At 40.4% G+C, this 25,476-nt stretch carries 23 protein-coding genes; all 23 read left to right on the forward strand.

Annotation, left to right across the window (positions count from 1 at the left end; genetic code table 11):
• The first annotated feature begins 81 nt into the window (after nucleotides 1–81).
• The 23 genes from gyrA to HMPREF2655_RS07945 all read left to right on the forward strand — a co-directional run bounded on the left by gyrA (nucleotide 82) and on the right by HMPREF2655_RS07945 (nucleotide 25,474).
• Nucleotides 82–2,550: a DNA gyrase subunit A gene (gyrA, locus tag HMPREF2655_RS07835; RefSeq protein WP_049500360.1), complete on the forward strand. Its 2,469-nt coding sequence runs from the start codon at nucleotides 82–84 to the stop codon at nucleotides 2,548–2,550.
• Nucleotides 2,550–3,296, forward strand: a complete 747-nt coding sequence (locus HMPREF2655_RS07840) for a class A sortase (protein ID WP_000018505.1) — start codon at nucleotides 2,550–2,552, stop codon at nucleotides 3,294–3,296. The genes gyrA and HMPREF2655_RS07840 overlap by 1 nt, the downstream gene beginning before the upstream one ends.
• A 194-nt stretch (nucleotides 3,297–3,490) precedes the next feature.
• Nucleotides 3,491–4,288, forward strand: coding sequence for a formate/nitrite transporter family protein (locus tag HMPREF2655_RS07845; protein ID WP_000254787.1), 798 nt, complete (start codon nucleotides 3,491–3,493; stop codon nucleotides 4,286–4,288).
• Between the two features lie 149 nt (nucleotides 4,289–4,437).
• Nucleotides 4,438–5,718 carry an O-acetylhomoserine aminocarboxypropyltransferase/cysteine synthase family protein gene (locus tag HMPREF2655_RS07850; protein ID WP_070838450.1) on the forward strand — a complete coding sequence of 427 codons (1,281 nt, stop codon included), beginning with the start codon at nucleotides 4,438–4,440 and terminating at the stop codon, nucleotides 5,716–5,718.
• A 93-nt stretch (nucleotides 5,719–5,811) separates the two neighbouring features.
• Nucleotides 5,812–7,086 carry a DUF2130 domain-containing protein gene (locus HMPREF2655_RS07855; RefSeq protein WP_070838452.1) on the forward strand — a complete coding sequence of 425 codons (1,275 nt, stop codon included), beginning with the start codon at nucleotides 5,812–5,814 and terminating at the stop codon, nucleotides 7,084–7,086.
• 7 nt (nucleotides 7,087–7,093) lie between these two features.
• Nucleotides 7,094–8,764 carry a hypothetical protein gene (locus HMPREF2655_RS07860; protein WP_044020625.1) on the forward strand — a complete coding sequence of 557 codons (1,671 nt, stop codon included), beginning with the start codon at nucleotides 7,094–7,096 and terminating at the stop codon, nucleotides 8,762–8,764.
• A gap of 9 nt (nucleotides 8,765–8,773) precedes the next feature.
• Entirely contained in the window at nucleotides 8,774–9,574 is an 801-nt protein-coding gene (locus HMPREF2655_RS07865; RefSeq protein WP_001288177.1) for a hypothetical protein, read from the forward strand.
• Entirely contained in the window at nucleotides 9,575–10,660 is a 1,086-nt protein-coding gene (locus HMPREF2655_RS07870; RefSeq protein ID WP_070838454.1) for an AAA family ATPase, read from the forward strand.
• A gap of 20 nt (nucleotides 10,661–10,680) precedes the next feature.
• A complete protein-coding gene (gene truB / locus HMPREF2655_RS07875) occupies nucleotides 10,681–11,559 on the forward strand; it encodes a tRNA pseudouridine(55) synthase TruB (protein WP_070838730.1) in 879 nt (292 codons plus the stop codon).
• 114 nt (nucleotides 11,560–11,673) lie between these two features.
• Nucleotides 11,674–12,312, forward strand: a complete 639-nt coding sequence (gene udk / locus HMPREF2655_RS07880) for a uridine kinase (protein ID WP_001181370.1) — start codon at nucleotides 11,674–11,676, stop codon at nucleotides 12,310–12,312.
• 128 nt (nucleotides 12,313–12,440) lie between these two features.
• Nucleotides 12,441–13,781 carry an exodeoxyribonuclease VII large subunit gene (gene xseA / locus HMPREF2655_RS07885; RefSeq protein ID WP_033606335.1) on the forward strand — a complete coding sequence of 447 codons (1,341 nt, stop codon included), beginning with the start codon at nucleotides 12,441–12,443 and terminating at the stop codon, nucleotides 13,779–13,781.
• On the forward strand, nucleotides 13,759–13,971 hold the full coding sequence (locus HMPREF2655_RS07890) for an exodeoxyribonuclease VII small subunit (protein WP_000043226.1): 213 nt from the start codon (nucleotides 13,759–13,761) through the stop codon (nucleotides 13,969–13,971). The genes xseA and HMPREF2655_RS07890 overlap by 23 nt, the downstream gene beginning before the upstream one ends.
• A complete protein-coding gene (locus tag HMPREF2655_RS07895) occupies nucleotides 13,968–14,843 on the forward strand; it encodes a polyprenyl synthetase family protein (protein ID WP_033606334.1) in 876 nt (291 codons plus the stop codon). Before HMPREF2655_RS07890 ends, HMPREF2655_RS07895 begins: the two co-directional genes overlap by 4 nt.
• Nucleotides 14,836–15,651 (forward strand): TlyA family RNA methyltransferase, encoded by an 816-nt coding sequence (locus HMPREF2655_RS07900; RefSeq protein WP_033606333.1) that lies wholly within the window; start codon nucleotides 14,836–14,838, stop codon nucleotides 15,649–15,651. The genes HMPREF2655_RS07895 and HMPREF2655_RS07900 overlap by 8 nt, the downstream gene beginning before the upstream one ends.
• Nucleotides 15,644–16,075: an arginine repressor gene (locus HMPREF2655_RS07905; RefSeq protein WP_001034390.1), complete on the forward strand. Its 432-nt coding sequence runs from the start codon at nucleotides 15,644–15,646 to the stop codon at nucleotides 16,073–16,075. The genes HMPREF2655_RS07900 and HMPREF2655_RS07905 overlap by 8 nt, the downstream gene beginning before the upstream one ends.
• Nucleotides 16,076–16,081: 6 nt before the next feature.
• Nucleotides 16,082–17,749 carry a DNA repair protein RecN gene (gene recN / locus HMPREF2655_RS07910; protein WP_070838456.1) on the forward strand — a complete coding sequence of 556 codons (1,668 nt, stop codon included), beginning with the start codon at nucleotides 16,082–16,084 and terminating at the stop codon, nucleotides 17,747–17,749.
• Nucleotides 17,750–18,478, forward strand: a complete 729-nt coding sequence (locus tag HMPREF2655_RS07915) for a metallophosphoesterase family protein (RefSeq protein WP_070838458.1) — start codon at nucleotides 17,750–17,752, stop codon at nucleotides 18,476–18,478.
• A 78-nt stretch (nucleotides 18,479–18,556) separates the two neighbouring features.
• A complete protein-coding gene (gene lepA / locus HMPREF2655_RS07920; protein WP_070838460.1) occupies nucleotides 18,557–20,380 on the forward strand; it encodes a translation elongation factor 4 in 1,824 nt (607 codons plus the stop codon).
• Nucleotides 20,381–20,524: 144 nt separating this feature from the next.
• Nucleotides 20,525–21,148 (forward strand): hypothetical protein, encoded by a 624-nt coding sequence (locus tag HMPREF2655_RS07925; RefSeq protein ID WP_070838462.1) that lies wholly within the window; start codon nucleotides 20,525–20,527, stop codon nucleotides 21,146–21,148.
• Between the two features lie 81 nt (nucleotides 21,149–21,229).
• A complete protein-coding gene (dprA, locus tag HMPREF2655_RS07930; protein ID WP_061586937.1) occupies nucleotides 21,230–22,078 on the forward strand; it encodes a DNA-processing protein DprA in 849 nt (282 codons plus the stop codon).
• A gap of 117 nt (nucleotides 22,079–22,195) precedes the next feature.
• Nucleotides 22,196–24,283 (forward strand): type I DNA topoisomerase, encoded by a 2,088-nt coding sequence (topA, locus tag HMPREF2655_RS07935; RefSeq protein WP_070838464.1) that lies wholly within the window; start codon nucleotides 22,196–22,198, stop codon nucleotides 24,281–24,283.
• A 106-nt stretch (nucleotides 24,284–24,389) separates the two neighbouring features.
• Nucleotides 24,390–24,749, forward strand: a complete 360-nt coding sequence (locus HMPREF2655_RS07940; RefSeq protein WP_001237224.1) for a YbaN family protein — start codon at nucleotides 24,390–24,392, stop codon at nucleotides 24,747–24,749.
• A 92-nt stretch (nucleotides 24,750–24,841) separates the two neighbouring features.
• Entirely contained in the window at nucleotides 24,842–25,474 is a 633-nt protein-coding gene (locus tag HMPREF2655_RS07945) for a copper homeostasis protein CutC (RefSeq protein ID WP_070838466.1), read from the forward strand.
• The last annotated feature ends 2 nt before the right edge of the window (nucleotides 25,475–25,476 follow it).

The following is a 25,476-nucleotide window of genomic DNA, read 5'->3' on the forward strand; positions in this document are numbered from 1 at the left end:
AGTGGTTTTCAAAGACTGAAATGAATGACAAATTATGGTATAATATATCTAATTACTAATAGTGAAATGAGGCATTTATGAATGCAGGATAGAAATTTAGTGAATGTCAATCTGACAAAGGAGATGAAGACCAGCTTTATCGACTACGCCATGAGCGTTATCGTCGCGCGGGCCCTTCCTGATGTTCGAGATGGCTTAAAACCTGTTCACCGTCGTATTCTATACGGAATGAATGAACTAGGTGTTACACCAGATAAACCTCATAAAAAGTCAGCCCGTATTACAGGGGATGTTATGGGTAAATACCACCCACACGGAGATTCCTCTATTTACGAAGCCATGGTTCGTATGGCTCAGTGGTGGAGCTACCGTTACATGCTTGTTGATGGGCATGGAAACTTTGGTTCTATGGATGGGGACGGTGCTGCCGCGCAGCGGTACACTGAGGCACGTATGAGCAAGATTGCTCTTGAAATGCTTCGTGATATCAATAAAAACACTGTTGATTTCGTAGATAACTACGATGCTAACGAACGTGAACCCTTGGTTTTGCCTGCTCGTTTTCCAAACCTTTTGGTCAATGGAGCAACTGGTATCGCTGTTGGGATGGCAACCAATATTCCACCTCACAACTTGGGTGAAACCATTGATGCAGTGAAGTTGGTTATGGATAATCCTGAAGTGACGACTAAGGACTTGATGGAAGTCTTGCCTGGTCCAGATTTTCCGACTGGTGCTCTTGTCATGGGGAAATCAGGTATCCATAAGGCTTATGAGACTGGTAAAGGTTCCATTGTCCTTCGTTCTCGTACAGAGATTGAAACCACTAAGACGGGTCGTGAGCGGATTGTTGTAACGGAATTCCCTTATATGGTTAATAAAACCAAGGTACATGAGCATATTGTTCGCTTGGTTCAGGAAAAACGAATTGAGGGCATTACAGCCGTACGTGATGAGTCCAACCGTGAAGGAGTTCGCTTTGTAATCGAGGTTAAACGCGACGCGTCTGCCAACGTTATCCTTAACAACCTCTTCAAGATGACCCAGATGCAAACCAACTTTGGTTTCAACATGTTGGCGATTCAAAATGGTGTGCCAAAAATCTTGTCCCTTCGTCAAATTTTGGATGCTTATATCGAGCACCAAAAAGAAGTGGTTGTTCGCCGTACTCGTTTTGACAAGGAAAAAGCAGAAGCGCGTGCGCACATCTTAGAAGGTCTTTTAATCGCTCTGGATCACATTGATGAAGTGATTCGTATTATCCGTGCTAGTGAAACGGATGCGGAAGCGCAAGCAGAGTTGATGAACAAGTTCAAGCTTTCTGAACGTCAAAGTCAAGCTATCCTTGATATGCGTCTTCGTCGTTTGACAGGATTGGAACGTGATAAGATTCAGTCTGAATATGATGAATTGATTGCCTTGATTGCAGATTTGGCTGATATTCTTGCCAAACCTGAGCGCGTGGCGCAAATTATCAAAGAGGAATTGGACGAAGTCAAACGCAAGTTTGGTGACAAGCGTCGTACGGAGTTGATGATCGGAGAAGTCTTAACTCTTGAAGATGAAGATTTGATTGAAGAAACGGATGTCTTGATTACCCTTTCTAATAAGGGCTATATCAAACGTTTGGACCAAGGTGAATTCACTGCTCAAAAACGTGGTGGCCGTGGAGTTCAAGGTACGGGAGTTAAGGATGATGACTTTGTGCGTGAGTTGGTTTCAACCAGCACCCATGATCATTTGCTCTTCTTTACCAATAAAGGACGCGTATATCGACTGAAAGGTTATGAAATCCCTGAATACGGTCGTACTGCTAAGGGCTTGCCAGTTGTCAATCTATTGAAGTTGGACGAAGGTGAGAGTATTCAGACCATCATCAACGTTGAGTCTGAACGTAGTGATGACGCTTATCTCTTCTTTACAACTCGTCATGGTGTCGTGAAGAGAACCAGTGTCAAAGAGTTCGCTAATATTCGTCAAAATGGACTTAAAGCTTTGAATCTTAAGGATGAAGACGAATTGATTAATGTCTTGCTGACAGAAGAAGATACGGATATTATCATAGGTACCAAGTTTGGTTATGCCGTTCGCTTTAATCAATCAGCTGTTCGTGGCATGAGCCGTATCGCGACAGGTGTCCGAGGAGTCAATCTTCGTGAAGGGGACACAGTAGTTGGTGCTAGCGTGATTACGAACCAAGACGAAGTTCTTATCATCACTGAAAAAGGATATGGTAAACGTACACTTGCTACTGAATATCCTACTAAAGGCCGTGGTGGTAAAGGGATGAAGACAGCCAATGTTGCTGAGAAGAATGGTCCTCTGGCAGGTCTTCTTACTGTTAAAGGAGATGAAGACCTGATGATTATCACAGATACAGGTGTCATGATCCGTACTAACGTTGCCAATATTTCACAAACTGGACGCTCAACTATGGGAGTTAAGGTGATGCGTCTAGATCAGGATGCTAAGATTGTGACCTTTACAACGGTTGCTGCGGCAGAAAAAGAAGAAGTTGGGACTGAAATTGAAACAGAAGGTGAAGCATAATGTCTCATAAAAAAACGAAAAATAAGAAGAATAAGCGCAGAAATCTATTTATTAATATTTTAGCAGGTTTCTTAATTCTTTTATCGCTAGCTTTAATTTTTAATTCAAAGATTCGCGATATCTTTTTGGTCTGGAATACCAATAAATACCAAGTCAATCAAGTCACTAAGGAAAATATAGATGAAAATCTAAAAACCGAAGGGAATTTTGATTTTGACTCTGTTAAGTCTATTTCATCCGAAGCTGTATTGGCTTCACAATGGGATGCTCAGAAACTTCCCGTTATTGGAGGTATTGCTATTCCCGAAGTGGAGATTAACTTACCGATTTTTAAAGGTTTGGACAATGTAAACCTGTTCTACGGAGCAGGGACCATGAAACCAGATCAAAAAATGGGAGAAGGCAACTATTCTCTAGCAAGTCACCATATCTTTACTGCTGAAAATGCCAGTCAAATGCTTTTCTCACCTTTGGTCAATGCCAAAGCGGGTATGAAAATTTATCTGACGGATAAGGATAAAGTTTATACTTATGAGATTACAGAAGTAAAACGTGTTACACCAGACCGTGTAGATGAAATCGATGATCGTATTGGTGTGCAGGAGATTACTTTGGTTACTTGTGTTGATTATGATGAAACCGAGCGTATAATCGTCAAAGGTATCTTTAAAGAATCAAAAGCTTATTCTGAGACTTCTGAGGATATTTTGAAGGCCTTTAATCAACCGTATAGACAACGATATTAAGAATGAACCAGTGAAGTGCTATTTCACTGGTTTTTTATATGAATAAATAGAATCAAAATAGTTCTTATGAAAAAGGTTTGTAAGCCTTACGATATAGATTTTTAAGATAAATATTTTAGAAATTTACGGAAAACGCTTTCTAGAAAACAAGAATTATGTTATAATTATCACAAATAAAAGTTTAGGAGTTTTTTATGGTCTCTTCAGAATTTATTTCAAAGATTGAATTTGCTTGCAAGAAGAAAGAAAGTCTTTATAGCCAAAGTAAGTTTAAGTATGCGATTCGTTCCATGTTTGCAGGTGCCTTTTTAACATTTAGCACGGCTGCAGGTGCGGTTGGTGCTGACTTGATAAATAAAATCGCACCAGGTAGTGGACGTTTCCTCTTCCCATTTGTTTTTGCTTGGGGATTGGCCTACATTGTTTTCTTGAATGCTGAGCTGGTAACTTCGAATATGATGTTTTTGACAGCTGGTAGTTTCTTGAAAAAAATCTCATGGAGAAAAACAGCTGAGATTTTGCTTTACTGTACCTTGTTCAACCTTATCGGAGCCTTGATAGCAGGTTGGGGCTTTGCTCACTCAGCAGCCTATGCAAATCTAACACATGATAGCTTCATTTCAGGGGTTGTAGAGATGAAGTTAGGTCGTTCCAATGAGCTAGTCTTGCTTGAAGGTATTTTAGCCAATATCTTTGTAAACATTGCCATTCTTTCCTTTGTTTTGGTGAAAGACGGTGGCGCCAAACTTTGGCTTGTCTTATCAGCAATTTACATGTTTGTATTCTTAACAAACGAACACATTGCTGCGAATTTTGCTTCTTTTGCGATTGTTAAGTTCAGTGTTGCAGCTGATTCAATTGCTAACTTTGACATACCTAATATTCTTCGTCACTGGGGTGTAACCTTTGTCGGGAACTTTATCGGAGGAGGTCTCTTGATGGGCTTGCCTTACGCCTTCCTCAATAAAAACGAAGATACTTATGTAGATTAAAAAACGGGCACGAGTTAATCGTGCTTTTTTGTTTGATGTGTAAGACTAGTCATAGTTGTTCCTTATATCAAAATATAGAAAAACGGTATTGGAAAAGACTAGCACAAGATGATACAATATCCCTAATGAAGCTATTTGGAGGTCGTCTTATGACTCGTGATTTTAAATTTGAAACTCTACAATTACATGCTGGGCAAGTAGTTGATCCGGCAACTAAGTCTCGTGCAGTACCGATTTATCAAACAACATCCTTCGTTTTTGATGACACGCAAGAAGGTGCTGATTTGTTTGCCTTGAGAAAACCAGGGAACATTTATACTCGTATCACAAACCCTACAACAGCGGCATTTGAAGAAAGAATCGCTGCACTTGAAGGTGGTGTTGGAGCACTAGCGACTGCATCAGGTATGGCTGCTGTAACCTACACTATTTTGGCGCTTGCTCACGCAGGTGACCATGTGGTGGCTGCGTCAACTATTTACGGTGGGACCTTCAACCTCTTGAAAGAAACCCTTCCTCGTTACGGTATCACAACTACCTTTGTGGATGTGGATAATTTGGAAGAAGTAGAAGCAGCTATCAATGACAATACCAAGCTTGTCTTGATTGAAACCTTGGGGAATCCCTTGATTAACATTCCTGACTTAGAAAAATTGGCTGAGATTGCGCATAAACACAAGATTCCTCTCGTTTCGGACAACACTTTTGCCACACCATATTTGATTAACGTCTTCTCTCACGGTGTAGATATTTCCATTCACTCAGCAACTAAGTTTATCGGTGGGCATGGTACGACTATTGGTGGAGTGATTGTCGATAGTGGTCGTTTTGACTGGGAGGCTTCAGGGAAGTTCCCTCAATTTGTTGAGGAAGACCCAAGTTACCATAACTTGAGCTATACTCGTGATGTGGGTGCGGCAGCCTTTATTATCGCTGTTCGTGTTCAATTGCTCCGTGATACAGGTGCTGCCTTGTCGCCATTTAATGCCTTTCTCTTGCTCCAAGGGCTTGAAACTCTCTCTCTTCGTGTTGAACGTCATGTGCAAAATGCAGAGAAAATTGTTGATTTCCTTGTCAACCATCCTAAGGTAGAGAAGGTAAATTATCCAAAACTAGCTGACAGTCCTTATCATGCCTTGGCTGAGAAATATTTGCCAAAAGGTGTTGGTTCAATCTTTACCTTCCATGTTAAAGGCGGAGAGGCAGAAGCTCGCAAGGTAATTGATAATTTGGAAATCTTCTCTAACCTAGCAAACGTTGCAGATGCTAAGTCCCTTGTGGTCCATCCAGCCACAACAACTCATGGACAGTTGTCTGAAAAGGACCTAGAAACTGCAGGTATCACACCAAACCAAATCCGCTTGTCTATCGGTCTTGAAAATGTAGATGATCTGATTGAAGATTTGCGCTTGGCCTTGGAAAAAGTTTAAAGTAAACAGATAAACAGTGGGTTTCGACTCACTGTTTTTGATTTTCCCTCGGGCATGATATAATGGTTAGAGAAGTCTAGAAAGAGGAAAGATATGAACGAAATCAAATGCCCCAACTGTGGGGAAGTCTTTACAGTAAATGAGAGCCAGTATGCCGAACTCTTGTCCCAAGTGAGAACAGCTGAGTTTGATAAGGAATTACACGATCGCATGAAGCAGGAACTAGCCTTGGCTGAGCAGAAGGCTATGAATGAGCAACAGTCTAAACTAGCTCAAAAAGACCAAGAAATTGCGCAATTACAGAGTCAAATCCAAAACTTTGATATAGAGAGAGAACTGGCTAAGAAAGAGGTTGAACAAACCAGTCATCAGGCTTTATTGGCAAAGGATAAGGAAGTACAGGCCTTGGAAAGCCAATTGGCTACCTTGCGTTTAGAGCATGAAAATCAACTGCAAAAGACCCTTTCTAACCTTGAAAAAGAGCGCGATCAGGTCAAAAATCAACTCCTCTTGCAAGAAAAGGAAAATGAGTTATCTCTATCTTCCCTCAAGCAAAATTACGAAGCCCAGCTCAAGGCGGCCAGTGAGCAGGTTGAATTTTACAAGAATTTCAAGGCTCAACAATCTACAAAAGCCATCGGAGAAAGTCTGGAACACTATGCAGAGAGTGAGTTTAACAAGGTACGCAGTTTCGCTTTTCCAAATGCCTACTTTGAGAAGGATAACAAGGTCTCTGCGCGTGGTTCTAAAGGCGACTTTATCTTCCGTGACTTTGATGAAAATGGGTTAGAATTCATTTCTATCATGTTTGAAATGAAAAATGAAGCGGACGGCACAGAGAAGAAGCACAAGAATGCCGACTTTTATAAGGAATTGGACAAGGACCGTCGGGAGAAGAACTGTGAGTATGCTGTTTTGGTGACCATGTTAGAAGCAGATAACGACTACTTTAACACTGGGATTGTTGACGTCAGCCACGAGTATGAAAAGATGTATGTGGTTCGTCCCCAGTTCTTTATCCAGTTAATTGGTCTCTTACGAAATGCGGCGCTCAATTCCCTAAAATACAAGCAGGAGTTAGCCTTGGTTCGGGAGCAAAATATCGATATTACACATTTTGAAGAAGACTTGGATGCCTTCAAAGTAGCTTTTGCCAAAAACTACAACTCTGCTTCGACCAACTTTGGTAAAGCAATCGATGAAATCGACAAGGCCATCAAACGAATGGAAGAGGTCAAGAAATTCCTAACCACATCCGAAAACCAACTCCGCCTCGCTAATAACAAGTTGGAAGATGTTTCAGTTAAAAAATTGACCCGAAAAAATCCAACTATGAAAGCGAAGTTTGAAGCGCTGAAGGGCGAGTGAGAAAGCAGTGGAAAATGAATTATTAGTATTGAATACTGAAGAAGTAAATGAGTCCGAAAATTTAAACTATGATGAGTTAGAAGAACTATTGGAACAGCAATTTACAATGGAGTTTTCTAATCTTGAGAAATTAGAAGTAGATTGTAAAGAAATTAGTTCACCGGATAAATTAGGAGATGTTATTTTGGATGAAATTTGGAATCAATTCGGGAATCAAATTGGTTTAGATATGACAAGTGATACATTACTAAAGCAATATAACGAAAAGAACCCAAATGGCTATACAAAAGAAATTGCTGATCAGATTGTTAAAGACAAAAGATATACTGATGCAAATAAGGCAATGAAACATAAGCAAAAATTAGGAAACTTGAAGGATGAATACACCGGAAAAAAATTAAAAATAAACGAAAAAGCTAATCTGGATCACATCGTACCGCGAAAACAGATTTTTGAAAATCCATGGAGAAAAATAGCAGATATTGATCCTTCTGATTTAGCTAACAAATCTGAAAATTTATCTGCGACTAATGAATCTCTTAATAAAAGTAAAGGCGCAAAATCTAATAGCGATTACATAAAAAATAAGGAACTAAGAGAAAGAAATCTTAGAGAACAAGTTAAAAAAGCAAATGAAAAAATAGATAAGATGAATATCTCAGATGCCGAAAAGCGAAATCTTAAAGCTGAAAATAATAAAAGATTAAATGATAAACTAGCAGCTGATTCAAAGAAGATGCTTAAGGCTGAGAAGACAGCAAAGAAAGCTATTAATAAGGATATTGCAAAGAAAGCTTCTGTCAGAATGGCCAATAAAGCTGGTAAAGATGCTATAAAAGCTATGTTTGTTGCAGCTCTTTTTGGAATGCTGAAGGAAATTATGAATGCTCTAGTGAGGTATTTTAAAGCAAAAAAACAATCTTTTGATACATTTATGGAGGAAATGAAAAAAGCACTTCATTCATTTTTTGGTAAAATCAAAGATTTTATTAAAGTGGGTGTAGATAGTTTTGTTGGAAGCATTGTTGGAGAAATTATTGGCGCATTTAACCAGAAATTACAAAAACTTCCAAACTTGATTAAACAATTATTTGGTTCTATCAGAGAAAGCATTTCTTATTTATCTAACCCTGAAAATCAAACACATTCTACAGCAATTAAGATAGCTCACATTTCAAAAATCATTACTTCTGGTTTAGTTGCTGTAGGAGCAATGTTTTTAGGAGAATATTTTGAGCAGTTCTTAAATAAGGTACCAGGTATGACTTTTGAAATAAAACTCCTAGGAACAATTGCTAATATTTTAGGGATGTTCTTTGCGAGTTTACTAACTGGAATCTTGGGAGCGATAATCATTAACGGACTTGATCAATTTATTTCAAAAAAATTAATTGAGGAAAATCAAAAGAAACAAGCTAATAAGAAAAACGAATTGTTAAGAATTCAGGATGTTCAAATTTTTGTTGCCGAGCAAAATGTTGCTGTTAAGCGAAATGATATATTCATTAAGATGGCTAAGAACCATCAAAAACTAAGAGAACTTCTTGGTAATGTTCAAGAGGAGTTTTCTAATTCAAAGATTGATTTCAAACAGCGATTATTAGCTAATGAAATATACTTTGATGAAAAGCAAAGTGAACTTGAAGAAATGCAAAGTGCATTAAACGATTTACTATAGGAGAATGTTATGTCAGAAGAATTAGAGATTCAGGTTTTAGCAAAGTCTGAAAGATTTAATGAAAAAAAAGAAGCGTTGAAAGCTTTTAGTGAAGAAATTCCAGAACAATCAGATTTACCGACTGTCCCACAAGACGATCCTATGCTAGGATTTATTGGTATGGAATATGATGTTAAAGGTAAGGATTTAAATGCTCTCACCGATGCTGTTCAAAATAGAATGATTGAACAAAACAAGCATATTAAAAAGATTATTCAGGAATTTAATACCATTTATGAAACTTTCCAAATATTGGATGATGAGTATATTCAAAGTATTTCAAAGTCTTTGATTGCAGCCAAAGAGGCAAATGATAAAGCTATGCAGGGATTGCACGAGATAGAAGAATATCAAACTGGTAATAAAAAACTATTAGATGACGTTTTTAACCAGAATAAAGATTTAATTGATATATTGAAGAAACATCATAAAAAGCTAGAAGAGTTAGAACAACTTGAAGAGAAGCAAAGTGAAATTCAAATTGAAATTGATACTTTAAAAGCGAATCTAAAAACATTAGTGAAAATAGAAAATAGTTTTAACGATTTGCATTTACAAGTTGAAGAAAAACAAAATAATTTTAAAAATTTCCTTGATGAAATCAATAATAAATCAATAACAGAGAGAGATAATCTAAAGTTAATTGTTGAAAGTCTTGAAACAAAACTAGAAGAGAAACAAAAAGAGATTGTTTTTCTAAGAAAAGGATTCTATACTCTTGTAGTCGCTGTTGTTTTAATAGTATTATTTCTATTGTTTAAAGGAATGTAGATGATTAGTGAAACTTATTTAAAGTTGTTAAAATCAGAAGTGAAGAAAATTGATGATTTAACAAATAGTACTTATGAATTAGAAGTAATTCTTCAAGATATTGTTGATAATGTTAAAAATGCTGACTTAGAGTTTATAAAACGATTAGGAAACTTAACTACTAAAGAGACATTCTCTACAATCAAAGATAAGCAAACTAGCATATTGGAATTATTGTATAAATATCTTGGCTCTAGAGTTATTGATACAAATTATTTGATTTTGAAAGAAACAAATAATAAATCATTTAAAGCATTAGCAAATGATTTAAAGTCATTAATAGGTTTAGAAAATGTGAAGAAAGAGATTGAAGATCTAGTCGCATTTAATAAAGTTCAGCAAAGTAGAGAAAAAATCGGTCTTAAAAAAACAAATAGAACGATGCATATGGCGTTTTTAGGTAATCCAGGTACTGGTAAAACTACTGTGGCTAGAATCGTTGGGAATATGTACCGGTCATTAGGAATATTAAGTAAAGGCCACTTTATTGAGGCAAGTAGAACAGACTTAATAGCAGAATATCAAGGACAAACGGCTTCTAAAGTTAAGAGATTGATACAAAAAGCCAAAGGTGGTGTATTGTTTATTGATGAAGCATATAGTATTACTGAAAACGATAAAAGTGATAGTTATGGTCGAGAGTGTTTAACTGAGTTAACTAAAGCATTAGAAGACTATCGAGATGATTTGGTGGTTATTGTTGCTGGATATGATGAATTGATGAAAAAATTTTTTGAATCTAATCCTGGGTTAAAATCAAGATTTAATTATTTTATTACGTTTGAAGATTATACTGTGGACCAAATGTTTGACATTTTTCTTTCACATTGTAAAAATGAAGAATACATTTTGCATGATTCTGCAAAAGAAACATTAAAAAAATATTTAGAATTACATAGTAACAATCCTGAAAATAAAAATGCAAATGGGCGATTTGTAAGAAATGTATTTGATAGGATAGTTATGAACCAAGCAAGAAGATTAGCCACATTATCTTTTGTTACAAAAGATAATTACATTACAATTCTTGAAGAAGATATTTCATGAATGAAATCAGAAAGCAACACATGAACGGTATTATCAATTTAAAAAAAGAAGCGGGGATGACCTCGCATGACGCTGTTTTTAAGCTGCGTAAGATTTTGGGAACCAAGAAAATTGGTCATGGTGGGACCTTGGATCCAGATGTGTTGGGTGTTTTGCCCATTGCGGTGGGCAAGGCGACCCGCATGGTCGAGTTCATGCAGGATGAGGGTAAGGTCTATGAGGGGGAGATCACTCTTGGTTATTCAACGACGACTGAGGATGCCAGTGGAGAAGTGGTCGCAGAGACACCTGTTTTGTCGCCCTTGGATGAAACCACTGTCGATGAAGCGATTGCGAGTCTGACTGGGCCTATTACTCAGATTCCGCCTATGTACTCGGCTGTCAAGGTCAATGGTCGCAAGCTTTATGAGTATGCGCGTGCTGGTCAGGAAGTGGAGCGTCCAGAACGTCAGGTGACTATTTATCAATTTGAACGGACAAGTCCGATTTCTTATGAGAGCGAACTTGCGCGTTTTACCTTTCGTGTGAAATGCAGTAAGGGGACTTATATCCGTACCTTATCGGTTGATTTAGGTAAGAAGCTGGGTTATGCGGCCCATATGTCCCATTTGACACGGACTAGTGCTGCAGGGTTACAACTGGAGGATGCTCTTACCTTGGACGAAATTGCTGAAAAAGTGGAGGTCGGGCAACTGGACTTTCTCCATCCTCTTGAAATTGGAACAGGGGACCTTGTCAAAGTTTTCCTAACTCCAGAAGAGGCTACAGAAGTGCGGTTTGGTCGTTTTATCGAGCTAGACCAAACAGACCAAGAACTGGCTGCCTTTGAGGGAGATACATTGCTAGCCATTCTAGAAAAAAGGGGCAATTTCTACAAACCAAGGAAGGTTTTTAGCTAGTTTCACTAGATTGTGGGGATAGATTGATGTTTCCCCTAGACTATCCAAAATCAGACTATAAATTTTGCAAAAAATGTGATAGAATAGACGACGGATAAAAAAACGGAGGATAGCATGCAAAATAGACCAATCATTATCGGAGTGACAGGTGGTTCTGGTGGTGGTAAGACCAGTGTTTCAAGAGCCATTTTATCTCATTTTCCTGATGAAAAGATTTCCATGATTGAGCATGATTCTTACTACAAGGATCAGTCTCACTTGACCTTTGAAGAGCGTGTCAAAACCAACTACGACCATCCATTTGCCTTTGATACAGACTTGATGATTGAGCAGATTAAGGAATTGTTGGCAGGGCGTCCGGTGGACATCCCGACTTATGACTATACAGCGCATACACGGAGTAGCAAGACCTATCGTCAGGAGCCTCAAGATGTCTTTATCGTTGAGGGGATTTTGGTCTTGGAGGACAAGCGCCTGCGCGATTTGATGGATATCAAGATTTTTGTGGATACAGATGATGATGTGCGTATTATTCGTCGTATCAAGCGTGATATGGAAGAGCGTGGCCGTAGTTTAGATAGCGTTATTGACCAGTACTTAGGTGTAGTTAAACCTATGTATCACCAGTTTATTGAGCCAACCAAGCGTTATGCGGATATCGTTATTCCTGAAGGGGTTAGCAATACAGTTGCTATCGACCTTTTGACCACCAAAATTTCTAAGATTTTGGAAGAAGCGCGAAACAGTAAATAATCAGATGAGGAGGCCTAGCCTCCTTTTTCTATTTTTCCTTTAGTTTCAGTAGGAAAAAGGTGATTTTTAAGCATGTTTTTGGTATAATAATACCCATGGAAAAGCAAGAAAATGAATAGTAGGTGGAGATGGAAAAGTATTTATCGGTAACAACTTTGACCAAGTATCTGAAAATGAAATTCGATAAAGACCCTTACTTGGAACGGGTCTATTTAACTGGTCAAGTTTCCAACTTTCGTAAACGACCTACTCACCAATATTTCTCCTTAAAAGATGATCATGCAGTCATTCAAGCGACCATCTGGTCTGGGATTTATCAAAAATTAGGTTTCGACTTGGAAGAGGGAATGAAAATCAATGTGATTGGGCGTGTGCAGGTCTATGAACCCAGCGGGAGCTACTCTATCATCATTGAAAAGGCTGAGCCTGATGGGGTCGGGGCTCTCGCGATTCAGTTTGAACAACTCAAGAAGAAACTGACGGAAGAAGGCCTGTTTCAAGAACGTTTCAAACAACCTCTTCCCCAATTTGCTAAGCGAATCGGTGTGGTAACCAGTCGCAGTGGAGCTGTTATTCGAGATATCATCACGACTGTCAGCAGGCGCTTTCCAGGTGTTGATATCCTTCTCTATCCGACCAAGGTACAAGGTGATGGAGCTGCGGAGGAAATTGCTCGAAATATTGCGCGTGCCAATCAACGTGAGGACCTAGATGTTCTCATCATTGGTCGTGGTGGGGGTTCCATCGAGGATCTCTGGGCCTTTAACGAAGAGATCGTGGTACGGGCTATTTTTGAATCCCGTTTGCCCATCATCTCTAGTGTTGGTCATGAGACGGATGTGACCTTGGCGGATTTTGTGGCAGATAGACGGGCTGCGACGCCAACAGCTGCGGCTGAATTGGCAACGCCTGTGACCAAGTTGGATCTCTTGAGCCATTTACAAAATCAAGAAAAACGAATGGCAACAGCAGTCCGAAATGTCATATCTAAGAAACAAGAAGCTCTGAAAAAATGCAGTCAGTCAGTCATCTTTAGACAGCCAGAGCGCTTGTATGATGGCTATTTGCAACGCTTGGACCAACTACAATTGCGCTTAAAACAAAGTTTGCGAACACGGATTTCTGATAACAAGCAATTAGTCCAAGCAAGGACGCATCAATTGGTCCAAATATCACCTATTACCAAAATCCAACGCTATCAAGACCGGCTTGGTCAGTTGGATAGGCTCTTACGTAGCCAAATGGCTCTTGTTTATGATGCTAAAGTTGCTGAAGTGAAGCGACTTTCAGAAGCTCTGCTGATGTTGGATACCAGTCGAATCGTGGCGCGTGGTTATGCTATTGTCAAAAAGGAAGAGTCCGTAGTAGACTCGGTTGAGAGTTTGAAGAAAAAAGATCAAGTAACGCTTTTGATGCGAGATGGTCAAGTAGAATTAGAGGTTAAAGATGTCAAAACAAAAGAAATTTGAGGAAAATCTAGCAGAACTGGAAACCATTGTCCAAAGTTTGGAAAATGGTGAAATTGCTTTGGAAGATGCGATTGCTGCCTTTCAAAAGGGAATGGTCTTGTCAAAAGAGCTCCAAGCGACGCTGGACAAGGCTGAAAAGACCTTGGTTAAGGTCATGCAAGAAGACGGAACAGAAAGTGATTTTGAATGAAGAAGCAAGAAAAATTATCTCTTGTCGAGTCTGCCTTGGAAGATTTTTATGGAGACCAGCAGTTTGCCTCTAGTTTGCGAGAGTCTGTTCTCTATTCCATTCATGCTGGTGGCAAGCGTATTCGGCCTTTTCTCTTGTTAGAAGTTTTGGAATCCCTGAGAGTGGTTATTCAACCAGCTCACGCGCAGGTGGCTGCGGCTTTGGAAATGATTCATACAGGAAGCTTGATTCATGATGATCTTCCTGCCATGGATGATGATGATTATCGTCGGGGGCGTTTGACCAATCATAAGAAATTTGGCGAAGCTATGGCAATATTGGCAGGTGATGCCTTGTTCCTAGATCCCTATGCCTTGATAGCGCAGGCAGATTTGCCAAGTCAGATCAAGGTGGATTTGATTGCCAACTTATCCCTTGCTTCAGGGAGTCTAGGTATGGTTGCAGGGCAGGTTTTAGATATGGAAGGCGAACACCAGCATTTGTCCTTGGAAGAACTCCAGACCATTCATGCCAATAAGACTGGAAAATTGCTAGCTTATCCCTTTCAAGCAGCTGCTATCATAGCTGAATTAGCACCAGAAATCCAAACAAAATTGAAAACGGTTGGTGAATTGATTGGGCTGGCCTTTCAAGTTCGAGATGATGTGCTGGATGTGACAGCTAGTTTTGAGGAAATCGGCAAGACTCCGCAAAAGGATTTACAAGCTGAAAAATCAACCTATCCTGCCTTACTGGGCTTGGAAGAGGCGACTGCCTTTTGTAACCAAACTCTTGATCAAGCCGAGGCTAAATTAGAAGAAATTGCCCAGCAAGTCAGCTTTGAAACAGCGCCGATTGTGAAAGTAGTAGAAAGTTTGAGAATCAATGGCTAAGGAAAGAGTGGATGTACTAGCTTATAAACAGGGCTTGTTTGAAACACGAGAACAGGCTAAACGCGGTGTCATGGCTGGACTTGTCGTAGCAGTCCTTAATGGAGAAAGATTTGACAAGCCAGGAGAGAAAATCCCAGATGATACTGAACTAAAACTCAAGGGTGAAAAACTCAAGTATGTCAGTCGAGGTGGTCTAAAACTGGAAAAGGCTTTGCAGGTCTTTGATTTATCAGTGGATGGCGCAACCACGATTGATATTGGGGCCTCCACTGGAGGATTTACTGACGTCATGTTGCAAAATGGTGCTGAGTTGGTCTTTGCAGTCGATGTCGGTACCAATCAGTTGGCTTGGAAATTGCGCCAAGACCCACGAGTTGTCAGCATGGAGCAGTTTAATTTTCGTTATGCTGAAAAGACTGATTTTGAGCAGGAACCAAGCTTTGCCAGTATTGATGTGAGTTTCATTTCCCTCAGTCTGATTTTGCCTGCTTTGCATCGTGTCTTGGCTGATCAAGGGCAGGTGGTGGCTCTGGTTAAACCCCAGTTTGAAGCAGGTCGTGAGCAGATTGGAAAGAATGGAATCATTCGAGATGCCAAGGTTCATCAAACTGTCCTTGAATCGGTTACTGCTATGGCAGTTGAACAAGGTTTTTCAGTATTTGGATTAGACTATTCACCAATCCAAGGTGGACATGGAAACATCGAATTTCTGGCATATTTGAAAAAGGAAGAGGGAGCAAGTAACCAAGTTGCTCCTGAAATAGAAAAAGTTGTAGAGAGAGCACATAGAGAATTTAAAGATGAATAAAAAAGAGAGACTTGAAAAAATTAGAAGATTTGTTACGGATTACCAAATCGGGACTCAGGAAGAAATCGTTGAGCATTTGAAGGAAGCAGGTATTTCTGCTACGCAAGCCACTGTCTCAAGGGACATCAAGGAGCTTGGGATTGTTAAAATTCCTTTGAAAAACAACACCTATATCTATGAGTTGCCAAAATCAATCGTCAAAAGTTTGCAGTTGGCTGAGGACAACATTGTGAGTTCTGAGTTAATGGGAAATATGATCAACCTTGCTGTCATTCCTGGAAATACTATTTTTGTGAAGAGTCAGTTGGTTGAGGCATTCTCTGAACAGATTTTTAGCTGTCTAGCTGATGATGATTCTATCTTAATTGTAGCTAGAACAGCAGAGGCAGCTGAAGAAATTGTTGAACAAGTCAAAAAATGGTAGGTCAGTATGTTACTTGAAATTTCGATAAAAAACTTTGCCATTATTGAGGCGATTTCGCTCAATTTTGAAAAGGGTATGACTGTTTTAACCGGGGAAACGGGTGCTGGAAAGTCTATCATTATCGACGCTATGAATCTCATGTTGGGGGCTCGTGCAACGACAGACGTTATTCGCCACGGTGCGCCAAAGGCAGAGATTGAGGGGCTTTTCTCGGTTGAAAACAGTCGCCTTTTACAGGAACTTTTTGATGAGCAAGGTTTAGAAATGGGGGATGAAATTATCATCCGGCGTGAAATTCTGCAAAATGGTCGTAGTGTTAGTCGCGTGAATGGCCAGATGGTCAATCTTTCTGTCTTGCGTGCTATTGGGCAACACCTTGTGGATATCCATGGTCAGCATGACCAAGAAGAGTTAATGCGTCCTCAACTGCACATTCAGATGTTGGATGAGTTTGGTGATGCTGCTTTCTTGGACTTGAAGGAGACCTATCAGACGAGCTTTGATGCCTATCGCAAAATGCGTAAGCAGGTTTTGGAAGTCAAGAGAAACCAACAGGAACATAAGGCACGTATCGAAATGTTGGAATTTCAAATGGCAGAGATTGAGGCTGCAAACTTGCAGGCTGGTGAAGACTTGGCTCTTAACCAAGAACGAGATAAACTCCTCAATCATAAAAATATTGCGGATACGCTGACCAATGCCTATAGCATGTTAGACAATGAGGAATTCTCCAGTCTTGCTAATGTCCGTTCAGCCATGAATGACATGGAAAGTGTTGAAGAATACGACCCTGAATACCGTGAAATTTCAAGTTCTCTGTCTGAGACCTACTATGTTTTAGAAGATATTACCAAGCGTTTGGAAGATATTATTGAGGATTTGGATTTTGATGGCAATCGCCTCATGCAGGTTGAAAATCGCTTAGACCTTATAAATACTATTACCCGCAAGTATGGTGGAACTGTGGACGACGTTTTGCTTTATTTTGCCAAGATTATGGATGAGTACAATCTCTTGACTGGAAATAACCTTTCTTCTGAAGACATGGAAGCAGAGCTCAAGAAATTGGAAGTTAATCTTGTCGATTTGGCAGGGCAACTTGCATCAGCTCGTCATGATTTGGCCCAGCAGCTTGAGGCAGAGATTAAACAAGAACTTCAGGATCTCTATATGGAGAAGGCACAGTTCCAGGTTCGCTTTAGTAAGGGCAAATTTAGTCGTGAGGGGAATGAAACAGTTGAATTTTACATTTCCACCAACCCTGGTGAAGACTTTAAGCCTTTGGTTAAGGTTGCGTCTGGTGGGGAATTATCCCGCCTCATGTTGGCTATCAAGTCAGCCTTTTCTCGTAAGGAAGGAAAGACCAGTATTGTCTTTGATGAGGTGGATACGGGAGTTTCAGGTCGTGTAGCCCAGGCCATTGCGCAAAAGATTCATAAGATTGGTCAGCATGGCCAAGTCTTAGCAATCTCTCACTTACCTCAAGTAATTGCGATCGCGGATTATCAATTCTTTATTGAAAAGATTAGCGATGAGCATTCAACTGTTTCCACAGTTCGTTTGCTTACCCTTGAAGAACGAGTAGAGGAAGTAGCTAAGATGTTGGCTGGGGAGAATATAACAGAAGCTGCCCTTACCCAAGCTAGAGAATTATTGCAAACGAGGGAGAAATAAATGACAGACTATTATGTAATTGGAGATGTTCACGGGAAAGCAGGTATGCTAGAAGAACTGCTCAAAACCTGGGATGGTCAAACTCAGTTGCTTTTTCTGGGGGATTTGATTGACCGTGGTGAGGATAGTCGCCGTGTTCTAGAAATGGTCAAAGATTTGGTGGACAATCATGGAGCTATCTGTCTATCAGGAAACCATGAGTATATGTTTCTGACTTGGCTCGATGATCCAGAAGAAAGCTATGACCATTATCGTCGCAATGGTGGAGATACAACTATTAACTCTATTTTAGGTCGTCCCTTGGATGCGCCAGTTGATGGCGTAGAAGATGCCAAACGGGTTGCGACAGAAGCGGCAGACTTGGTCGAATTTATTCGTCAAATGCCATTTGTGGTGGAGACAGACAAGTATATCTTTGTTCATGCGGGTATTGACTTGACCTTGGATGACTGGCATGAAACAACAGATTATAAAAAAGTCTGGCTCAGAAAACCATTCCACGAAGCTGAAAATCATACCGGGAAAACCATTGTCTTTGGGCATACACCAGTTTATGGTTTGCTAAAGCAAGACCGAGGTACTGCTGAGCTTTGGATAACAGAGGATGGCAAGATTGGCATGGATGGAGGAGCTGTCTATGGTGGTGTCCTTCATGGAATCATCTTTACAGACCAAGGAATGACTGAACACTACTTTATCGAAAATGATGGCTTTATTGCCGAAGATTAGTACTCCTAGCAGGGTATGGTCTTGTCAAAATGTTAAAAACAATTTATAATTAATAGATACCCTGAAAGGAAGAGCATCATGAACTTAGAAGAATTGAAGAAACGACAGGAGAAGATTCGAAACTTCTCTATTATCGCCCATATTGACCATGGGAAATCAACGCTAGCAGACCGCATTTTGGAAAAGACGGAGACGGTTTCTAGTCGTGAAATGCAAGCCCAACTTCTGGATAGTATGGATCTTGAGCGTGAACGTGGGATTACCATTAAACTTAATGCCATTGAGCTGAATTATACTGCAAAAGATGGAGAAACCTATATTTTCCACTTGATTGACACGCCTGGGCACGTGGACTTTACCTATGAAGTGTCGCGTTCGCTAGCGGCCTGTGAAGGAGCGATTTTGGTGGTTGATGCGGCTCAAGGGATTGAGGCTCAAACTCTTGCTAACGTTTATCTAGCCTTGGACAATGATTTGGAAATCTTGCCCGTCATTAACAAGATTGACCTTCCAGCAGCTGATCCAGAGCGTGTGCGTACAGAGATTGAGGATGTTATCGGACTGGATGCCAGTGAAGCGGTTTTAGCTTCAGCCAAAGCTGGTATTGGGATCGAAGAGATTCTTGAGCAGATCGTTGAAAAAGTTCCAGCTCCAACGGGTGATGTTGCAGCACCACTCAAAGCTTTGATTTTCGACTCTGTTTACGATGCTTACCGTGGGGTTATCCTGCAAGTGCGTGTTATGGACGGAGTGGTCAAACCTGGCGATAAGATTCAGCTCATGAGCAATGGCAAGACCTTTGATGTGACGGAAGTTGGTATTTTCACACCGAAAGCAGTCGGGCGCGATTTCCTTGCGACTGGTGATGTTGGTTATATTGCGGCTTCTATAAAGACGGTTCAAGATACCCGTGTGGGTGATACAGTGACCCTAGCAAGCAATCCTGCCGCAGAACCGCTAGATGGCTACAAGCAAATGAATCCTATGGTCTTTGCAGGTCTTTACCCAATCGAGTCAAATAAATACAATGACCTTCGTGAAGCTCTAGAAAAATTACAACTGAATGATGCTAGCCTGCAGTTTGAACCAGAAACATCTCAGGCGCTGGGATTTGGTTTCCGTTGTGGATTCCTTGGACTTCTCCATATGGATGTTATCCAAGAGCGTTTAGAGCGCGAGTTCAACATTGACCTCATCATGACAGCTCCGTCTGTTATTTATAAGGTTAATTTGACCGACGGGGAGTCTATGGATGTGTCTAACCCCTCTGAATTTCCAGACCCAACCAAGATTGCAACTATTGAAGAACCTTATGTTAAGGCGCAAATCATGGTACCGCAGGAGTTTGTCGGAGCAGTGATGGAACTGGCTCAGCGCAAGCGTGGGGACTTTGTGACCATGGACTATATTGATGATAATCGTGTCAATGTTATCTATCAAATTCCACTTGCTGAAATTGTCTTTGACTTCTTTGATAAGCTTAAGTCTTCGACGCGTGGTTATGCAAGCTTTGACTACGAATTGTCAGAGTATCGCCCATCTAAACTGGTCAAAATGGATATCCTTCTCAATGGAGACAAGGTGGACGCCCTTAGCTTTATCGTTCACAAGGATTTTGCCTACGAACGTGGGAAACTCATCGTGGATAAGCTCAAGAAAATCATCCCTCGTCAACAATTTGAGGTGCCGATTCAAGCAGCTATTGGGCACAAAATTGTGGCTCGTACAGATATCAAGGCTCTTCGTAAGAACGTACTTGCCAAATGTTATGGTGGTGACGTTTCTCGTAAACGCAAACTCCTTGAAAAACAAAAAGCTGGTAAGAAACGCATGAAAGCTATCGGATCAGTAGAAGTCCCACAAGAAGCCTTCCTTAGCGTCTTAAGCATGGATGAAGAATAGAATTATAAAATAAAACTCTTGAAGATTTTTCAAGAGTTTTTGCTTTAAATGTGAGCTATAAAATCGCAAACTAACAGAATGGATTAGGTTAGAATTTGACAGAAGTCCTTATTTTTCTTATAATGCAAATGGAAAGGTGGTAGGATGAAAAAATTATTAATTTTAGGTACTGTAGTTACTGTTAGTGCTTTTTTAGCTTCATGTTCCAATAAATCGCAAACAGCAACCGAAGAAAGTTCGTCTGCAGTTGTTAGTTCTTCTAGCAGTCAAGAAACGAGTAGCTCTAGCTCTGCCGTTTCTGAAGCGAAAAAGGAAGAGACGCAAATCATCGGATCGAATGAGAATGGCTTTGTCAAGGTACCCAAATCATGGGTTCAATTCCATGAAGTAGAAGGTGGAAATGATATACAGTATAGTGATGGAACAGATATCAATATTGTTACGCTGAATACCTTCAAGGCTGAGCAGTTCAATATCAGCGAAGAAGAATATGCTAAACTGGATGTTGTGACTGTCTCATCTAGTATTTTGACTTCCAAAGAACAAAACTCTGATTTCAGTAAGGTTTGGGGCTCCAAATCGACCATTGGAGGCTATGAAGCCTATGTTGTCAATGCAATTGCTAAATCAGGGAAATACCTCGTTACCTGGGTTTTCCGATCAAATGATGGTAAAATCCGCTATGTTTCACTTGAAGGGGATGGGGAAACTTTAAAAACAATCTTACCGATGGTTGAAAGTAGCTGGTCAACTACTAAAGCTGAATAAATGAAAAAAAGAAGATCCTTGGTCTTCTTTTTATTTTTTTTACGAATAGATAGATGAGTAGAAAAAGAAATGGAGTTGTATATGAAGATCACAAACTATGAGATTTACAAATTGAGAAAAGCTGGGCTGACCAATCAACAAATTTTAACTGTTCTTGAATACGACGAGACTGTAGATCAGGAGCTCTTGCTAGGTGATATTGCAGAAATATCTGGGTGTCGTAATCCTGCTGTCTTTATGGAACGCTATTTCCAGATAGATGATGCACAGTTGGAGAAGGAGTTTCAGAAATTTCCATCCTTTTCTATTCTTGATGACTGTTATCCTTGGGATCTGAGTGAGATTTATGATGCTCCAGCACTCTTATTTTATAAAGGAAATCTAGACCTGTTGAAATTTCCAAAGGTTGCTGTTGTAGGGAGTCGTTCATGTTCTAGTCAGGGAGCAAAGTCGGTCCAGAAAGTCATTCAAGGTTTGGAAAACGAGTTAATTGTGGTCAGTGGTTTAGCCAAAGGGATTGATACCGCCGCCCATATGGCTGCACTCCAGAATGGAGGAAGAACAATTGCTGTCATTGGAACAGGATTGGATGTTTTTTATCCCCGCGCCAATAAACGTTTGCAGGAACACATTGGCAATCACCATTTGGTACTTAGCGAGTACGGACCTGGTGAAGAACCCTTGAAATTTCACTTTCCAGCTCGTAATCGCATCATTGCTGGACTGTGCCGTGGCGTTATTGTAGCAGAGGCAAGAATGCGTTCAGGTAGTCTCATTACCTGTGAGCGAGCTATGGAGGAAGGGCGTGATGTTTTTGCCATTCCGGGAAACATTTTAGATGGCCATTCAGATGGCTGCCACCACCTGATCCAAGAGGGAGCAAAGCTGATTTCCAGCGGTCAAGATGTGCTCGCTGAGTTTGAATTTTAAGGAGAAATTTGTTCACTCAGATAAACTTTTCTTCTATATATAGGAGTTAAGTCTTGACAGCTATAGAAAAATGGTTTACACTTTATAAAGTTTATTACTTTGAAAAGGTGTGATAGTGTGGCTACGGCAACAAAGAAGAAAAAATCAACAGTTAAAAAAAATCTAGTCATCGTGGAGTCGCCTGCCAAGGCGAAAACGATTGAGAAATATCTAGGCAGAAATTACAAGGTTTTAGCCAGTGTCGGGCATATCCGTGATTTGAAGAAATCCAGTATGTCTGTTGACATTGAAAACAACTATGAACCGCAGTATATCAATATCCGAGGCAAAGGCCCTCTCATCAATGATCTGAAAAAAGAAGCCAAAAAGGCTAATAAAGTCTTTCTGGCAAGTGACCCGGACCGTGAAGGAGAAGCAATTTCCTGGCATTTGGCTCACATTCTCAACTTGGACGAGAATGATGCCAACCGTGTGGTCTTTAATGAGATCACCAAGGACGCAGTAAAAAATGCCTTTAAAGAACCTCGCAAGATTGACATGGATTTGGTCGACGCCCAACAAGCTCGTCGTGTCTTGGACCGTTTGGTAGGTTATTCGATTTCGCCAATTTTGTGGAAAAAGGTTAAGAAGGGCTTATCAGCAGGGCGTGTGCAGTCGGTTGCCCTTAAGCTCATTATTGACCGTGAAAATGAAATCAATGCCTTCCAACCTGAAGAATACTGGACAATTGATGGTGTCTTTAAGAAGGGAACCAAGCAATTTCAGGCTTCATTCTATGGTATGAATGGCAAAAAGATGAAATTGACCACCAACGAAGAAGTCAAAGAAGTTTTGTCCCATTTGACTAGCAAAGATTTCTCAGTAGACCAGGTAGATAAGAAAGAACGCAAACGCAATGCGCCCCTACCGTATACAACTTCAACCATGCAGATGGATGCGGCTAACAAAATTAATTTCCGTACTCGAAAAACTATGATGGTGGCCCAACAGCTCTATGAAGGGATCAATATCGGATCGGGCGTGCAAGGTTTGATTACCTATATGCGTACTGACTCCACTCGTATCAGTCCTGTGGCTCAGAATGAAGCGGCTAGCTACATTAACGACCGTTTTGGTAGCAAGTATTCCAAGCATGGTAGCAAGGTCAAGAATGCCTCAGGTGCTCAAGATGCTCACGAAGCCATTCGTCCATCTAGTGTCTTTAATACACCAGAAAGTATCGCTAAGTACTTGGACAAAGACCAGCTCAAGCTCTATACCCTTATCTGGAACCGTTTTGTAGCTAGCCAGATGACGGGAGCTATCTTTGATACCATGGCTGTTAAGCTCTCTCAAAATGGGGTTCAGTTTGCGGCAAATGGTAGCCAAGTTAAGTTTGATGGGTATCTTGCTATCTACAATGACTCAGATAAGAACAAGATGTTGCCAGATATGGCTGTTGGAGATGTAGTCAAGCAGGTCAATAGCAAACCAGAACAACATTTCACCCAACCGCCAGCTCGCTATTCGGAAGCGACCCTTATCAAGACCTTGGAAGAAAATGGTGTTGGACGTCCTTCAACTTACGCTCCGACCATTGAAACCATCCAGAAACGGTACTACGTTCGACTAGCAGCCAAACGTTTTGAACCAACAGAACTGGGAGAAATTGTCAATAAACTCATCGTTAAATATTTCCCAGACATTGTAAACGTGACCTTCACAGCTGAAATGGAAGGAAAACTGGATGATGTCGAAGTTGGTAAAGAGCAGTGGCAACGGGTCATTGACGCCTTTTACAAACCATTCTCTAAAGAAGTAGCCAAGGCTGAATCCGAAATGGAAAAAATCCAGATTAAGGATGAGCCAGCTGGATTTGACTGCGAAGTTTGTGGTAGTCCGATGGTGATTAAGCTCGGTCGTTTTGGTAAATTCTATGCTTGTAGTAATTTCCCAGATTGCCGTCACACTCAAGCAATTGTCAAAGAGATTGGTGTCGACTGTCCAAGCTGTCATCAAGGACAAATCATCGAACGCAAAACCAAGCGCAATCGTATCTTCTATGGTTGCAATCGCTATCCAGAATGTGAGTTTACTTCCTGGGACAAACCAATTGGCCGTGACTGTCCAAAATGCGGACACTTCCTAGTGGAGAAAAAAGTTCGTGGTGGTGGCAAGCAGGTTGTATGTAGTAATGGCGACTACGAAGAAGAGAAAATTAAATAAAATGCAGAGTCCTGAAAATGAATTTCAGGCTCTTTTTTGTTGAGGCTTGACAAATTTCCCCCTTGTATGCGAAACTAGAGGAAGAGTAATTTATCTAGGAGAAATCATGCGTCTCATTTACCTCAGTATTGGCTTTATTTCACTGGCTTTAGCTGTTATTGGAGTTGTCCTACCACTTTTACCAACAACTCCCTTTCTTTTGTTAGCTATCGCTTGCTTTTCAAAATCTTCTAAGCGTTTTGAAGACTGGCTTTATCACACCAAGCTCTATCAGACATATGTAGCTGACTTTCGCGAGACCAAGTCTATCGCGCGTGAACGTAAGAAAAAAATCATCGTATCTATCTATATCTTGATGGGGATCTCTATTTATTTTGCCCCTCTCTTACCTGTCAAAATTGGTCTGGGAGCCCTAACCATCTTTATCACCTACTATCTCTTTAAAGTCATTCCTGACAAAGAATAGTTAAAATAGTAGTTATTTGCCTTGATAAAAATGAAAGTATATTTAAAATAATATGATATAATAAATTTAAAGAAAACATCAAGGAGAATCAAATGATTTACGAATTTTGTGCTGAAAATGTGACCTTGCTTGAAAAAGCGATGCAGGCTGGAGCTCGTCGAATCGAACTTTGTGACAATCTAGCAGTGGGAGGAACAACACCTAGCTATGGAGTGACAAAGGCAGCGGTTGAACTGGCAGCTAACTACGACACCACCATCATGACTATGATTCGTCCCCGTGGTGGTGACTTTGTCTATACTGATCTTGAAATAGCAATCATGCTAGAAGACATTCGTTTGACTGCTCAGTCTGGAAGTCAAGGAGTCGTTTTTGGGGCATTAACTGCTGATAAAAAGTTGGATCAGCCTAATCTTGAGAAGCTGATTGCCGCATCTAAAGGAATGGAAATTGTCTTTCACATGGCCTTTGATGAATTGAGTGATGAAGACCAGTTGGAAGCCATTGACTGGCTCAGCCAAGCAGGTGTCACTCGTATCTTAACTCGTGCTGGTGTGTCTGGAGACTCGCTAGAGAAACGTTTCGCTCACTATCACAGAATTTTGGAACATGCAGCTGGTAAAATTGAAATCTTACCAGGTGGGGGGATTGACTTGGACAACCGTCAAACCTTTATTGACCAGCTGGGCGTGACACAATTGCATGGAACTAAGGTTGTCTTTTAAAA

The sequence above is a fragment of the Streptococcus sp. HMSC066F01 genome (assembly GCF_001837335.1).
GTDB lineage: Bacteria > Bacillota > Bacilli > Lactobacillales > Streptococcaceae > Streptococcus > Streptococcus oralis_S.

Bases quoted from the DNA above. Each gene is read 5' to 3' on its own strand.
- HMPREF2655_RS07945 (WP_070838466.1), top strand. From the start codon at position 24,842: ATGATTTACGAATTTTGTGCTGAAAATGTGACCTTGCTTGAAAAAGCG.
- HMPREF2655_RS07845 (WP_000254787.1), top strand. From the start codon at position 3,491: ATGGTCTCTTCAGAATTTATTTCAAAGATTGAATTTGCTTGCAAGAAG.
- HMPREF2655_RS07900 (WP_033606333.1), top strand. From the start codon at position 14,836: ATGGCTAAGGAAAGAGTGGATGTACTAGCTTATAAACAGGGCTTGTTT.
- recN (WP_070838456.1), top strand. From the start codon at position 16,082: ATGTTACTTGAAATTTCGATAAAAAACTTTGCCATTATTGAGGCGATT.
- HMPREF2655_RS07925 (WP_070838462.1), top strand. From the start codon at position 20,525: ATGAAAAAATTATTAATTTTAGGTACTGTAGTTACTGTTAGTGCTTTT.
- HMPREF2655_RS07850 (WP_070838450.1), top strand. From the start codon at position 4,438: ATGACTCGTGATTTTAAATTTGAAACTCTACAATTACATGCTGGGCAA.
- HMPREF2655_RS07870 (WP_070838454.1), top strand. From the start codon at position 9,575: ATGATTAGTGAAACTTATTTAAAGTTGTTAAAATCAGAAGTGAAGAAA.
- gyrA (WP_049500360.1), top strand. From the start codon at position 82: ATGCAGGATAGAAATTTAGTGAATGTCAATCTGACAAAGGAGATGAAG.
- HMPREF2655_RS07840 (WP_000018505.1), top strand. From the start codon at position 2,550: ATGTCTCATAAAAAAACGAAAAATAAGAAGAATAAGCGCAGAAATCTA.
- HMPREF2655_RS07915 (WP_070838458.1), top strand. From the start codon at position 17,750: ATGACAGACTATTATGTAATTGGAGATGTTCACGGGAAAGCAGGTATG.
- HMPREF2655_RS07905 (WP_001034390.1), top strand. From the start codon at position 15,644: ATGAATAAAAAAGAGAGACTTGAAAAAATTAGAAGATTTGTTACGGAT.
- truB (WP_070838730.1), top strand. From the start codon at position 10,681: ATGAACGGTATTATCAATTTAAAAAAAGAAGCGGGGATGACCTCGCAT.
- dprA (WP_061586937.1), top strand. From the start codon at position 21,230: ATGAAGATCACAAACTATGAGATTTACAAATTGAGAAAAGCTGGGCTG.
- HMPREF2655_RS07940 (WP_001237224.1), top strand. From the start codon at position 24,390: ATGCGTCTCATTTACCTCAGTATTGGCTTTATTTCACTGGCTTTAGCT.
- udk (WP_001181370.1), top strand. From the start codon at position 11,674: ATGCAAAATAGACCAATCATTATCGGAGTGACAGGTGGTTCTGGTGGT.
- lepA (WP_070838460.1), top strand. From the start codon at position 18,557: ATGAACTTAGAAGAATTGAAGAAACGACAGGAGAAGATTCGAAACTTC.
- HMPREF2655_RS07890 (WP_000043226.1), top strand. From the start codon at position 13,759: ATGTCAAAACAAAAGAAATTTGAGGAAAATCTAGCAGAACTGGAAACC.
- HMPREF2655_RS07865 (WP_001288177.1), top strand. From the start codon at position 8,774: ATGTCAGAAGAATTAGAGATTCAGGTTTTAGCAAAGTCTGAAAGATTT.
- xseA (WP_033606335.1), top strand. From the start codon at position 12,441: ATGGAAAAGTATTTATCGGTAACAACTTTGACCAAGTATCTGAAAATG.
- HMPREF2655_RS07855 (WP_070838452.1), top strand. From the start codon at position 5,812: ATGAACGAAATCAAATGCCCCAACTGTGGGGAAGTCTTTACAGTAAAT.
- HMPREF2655_RS07895 (WP_033606334.1), top strand. From the start codon at position 13,968: ATGAAGAAGCAAGAAAAATTATCTCTTGTCGAGTCTGCCTTGGAAGAT.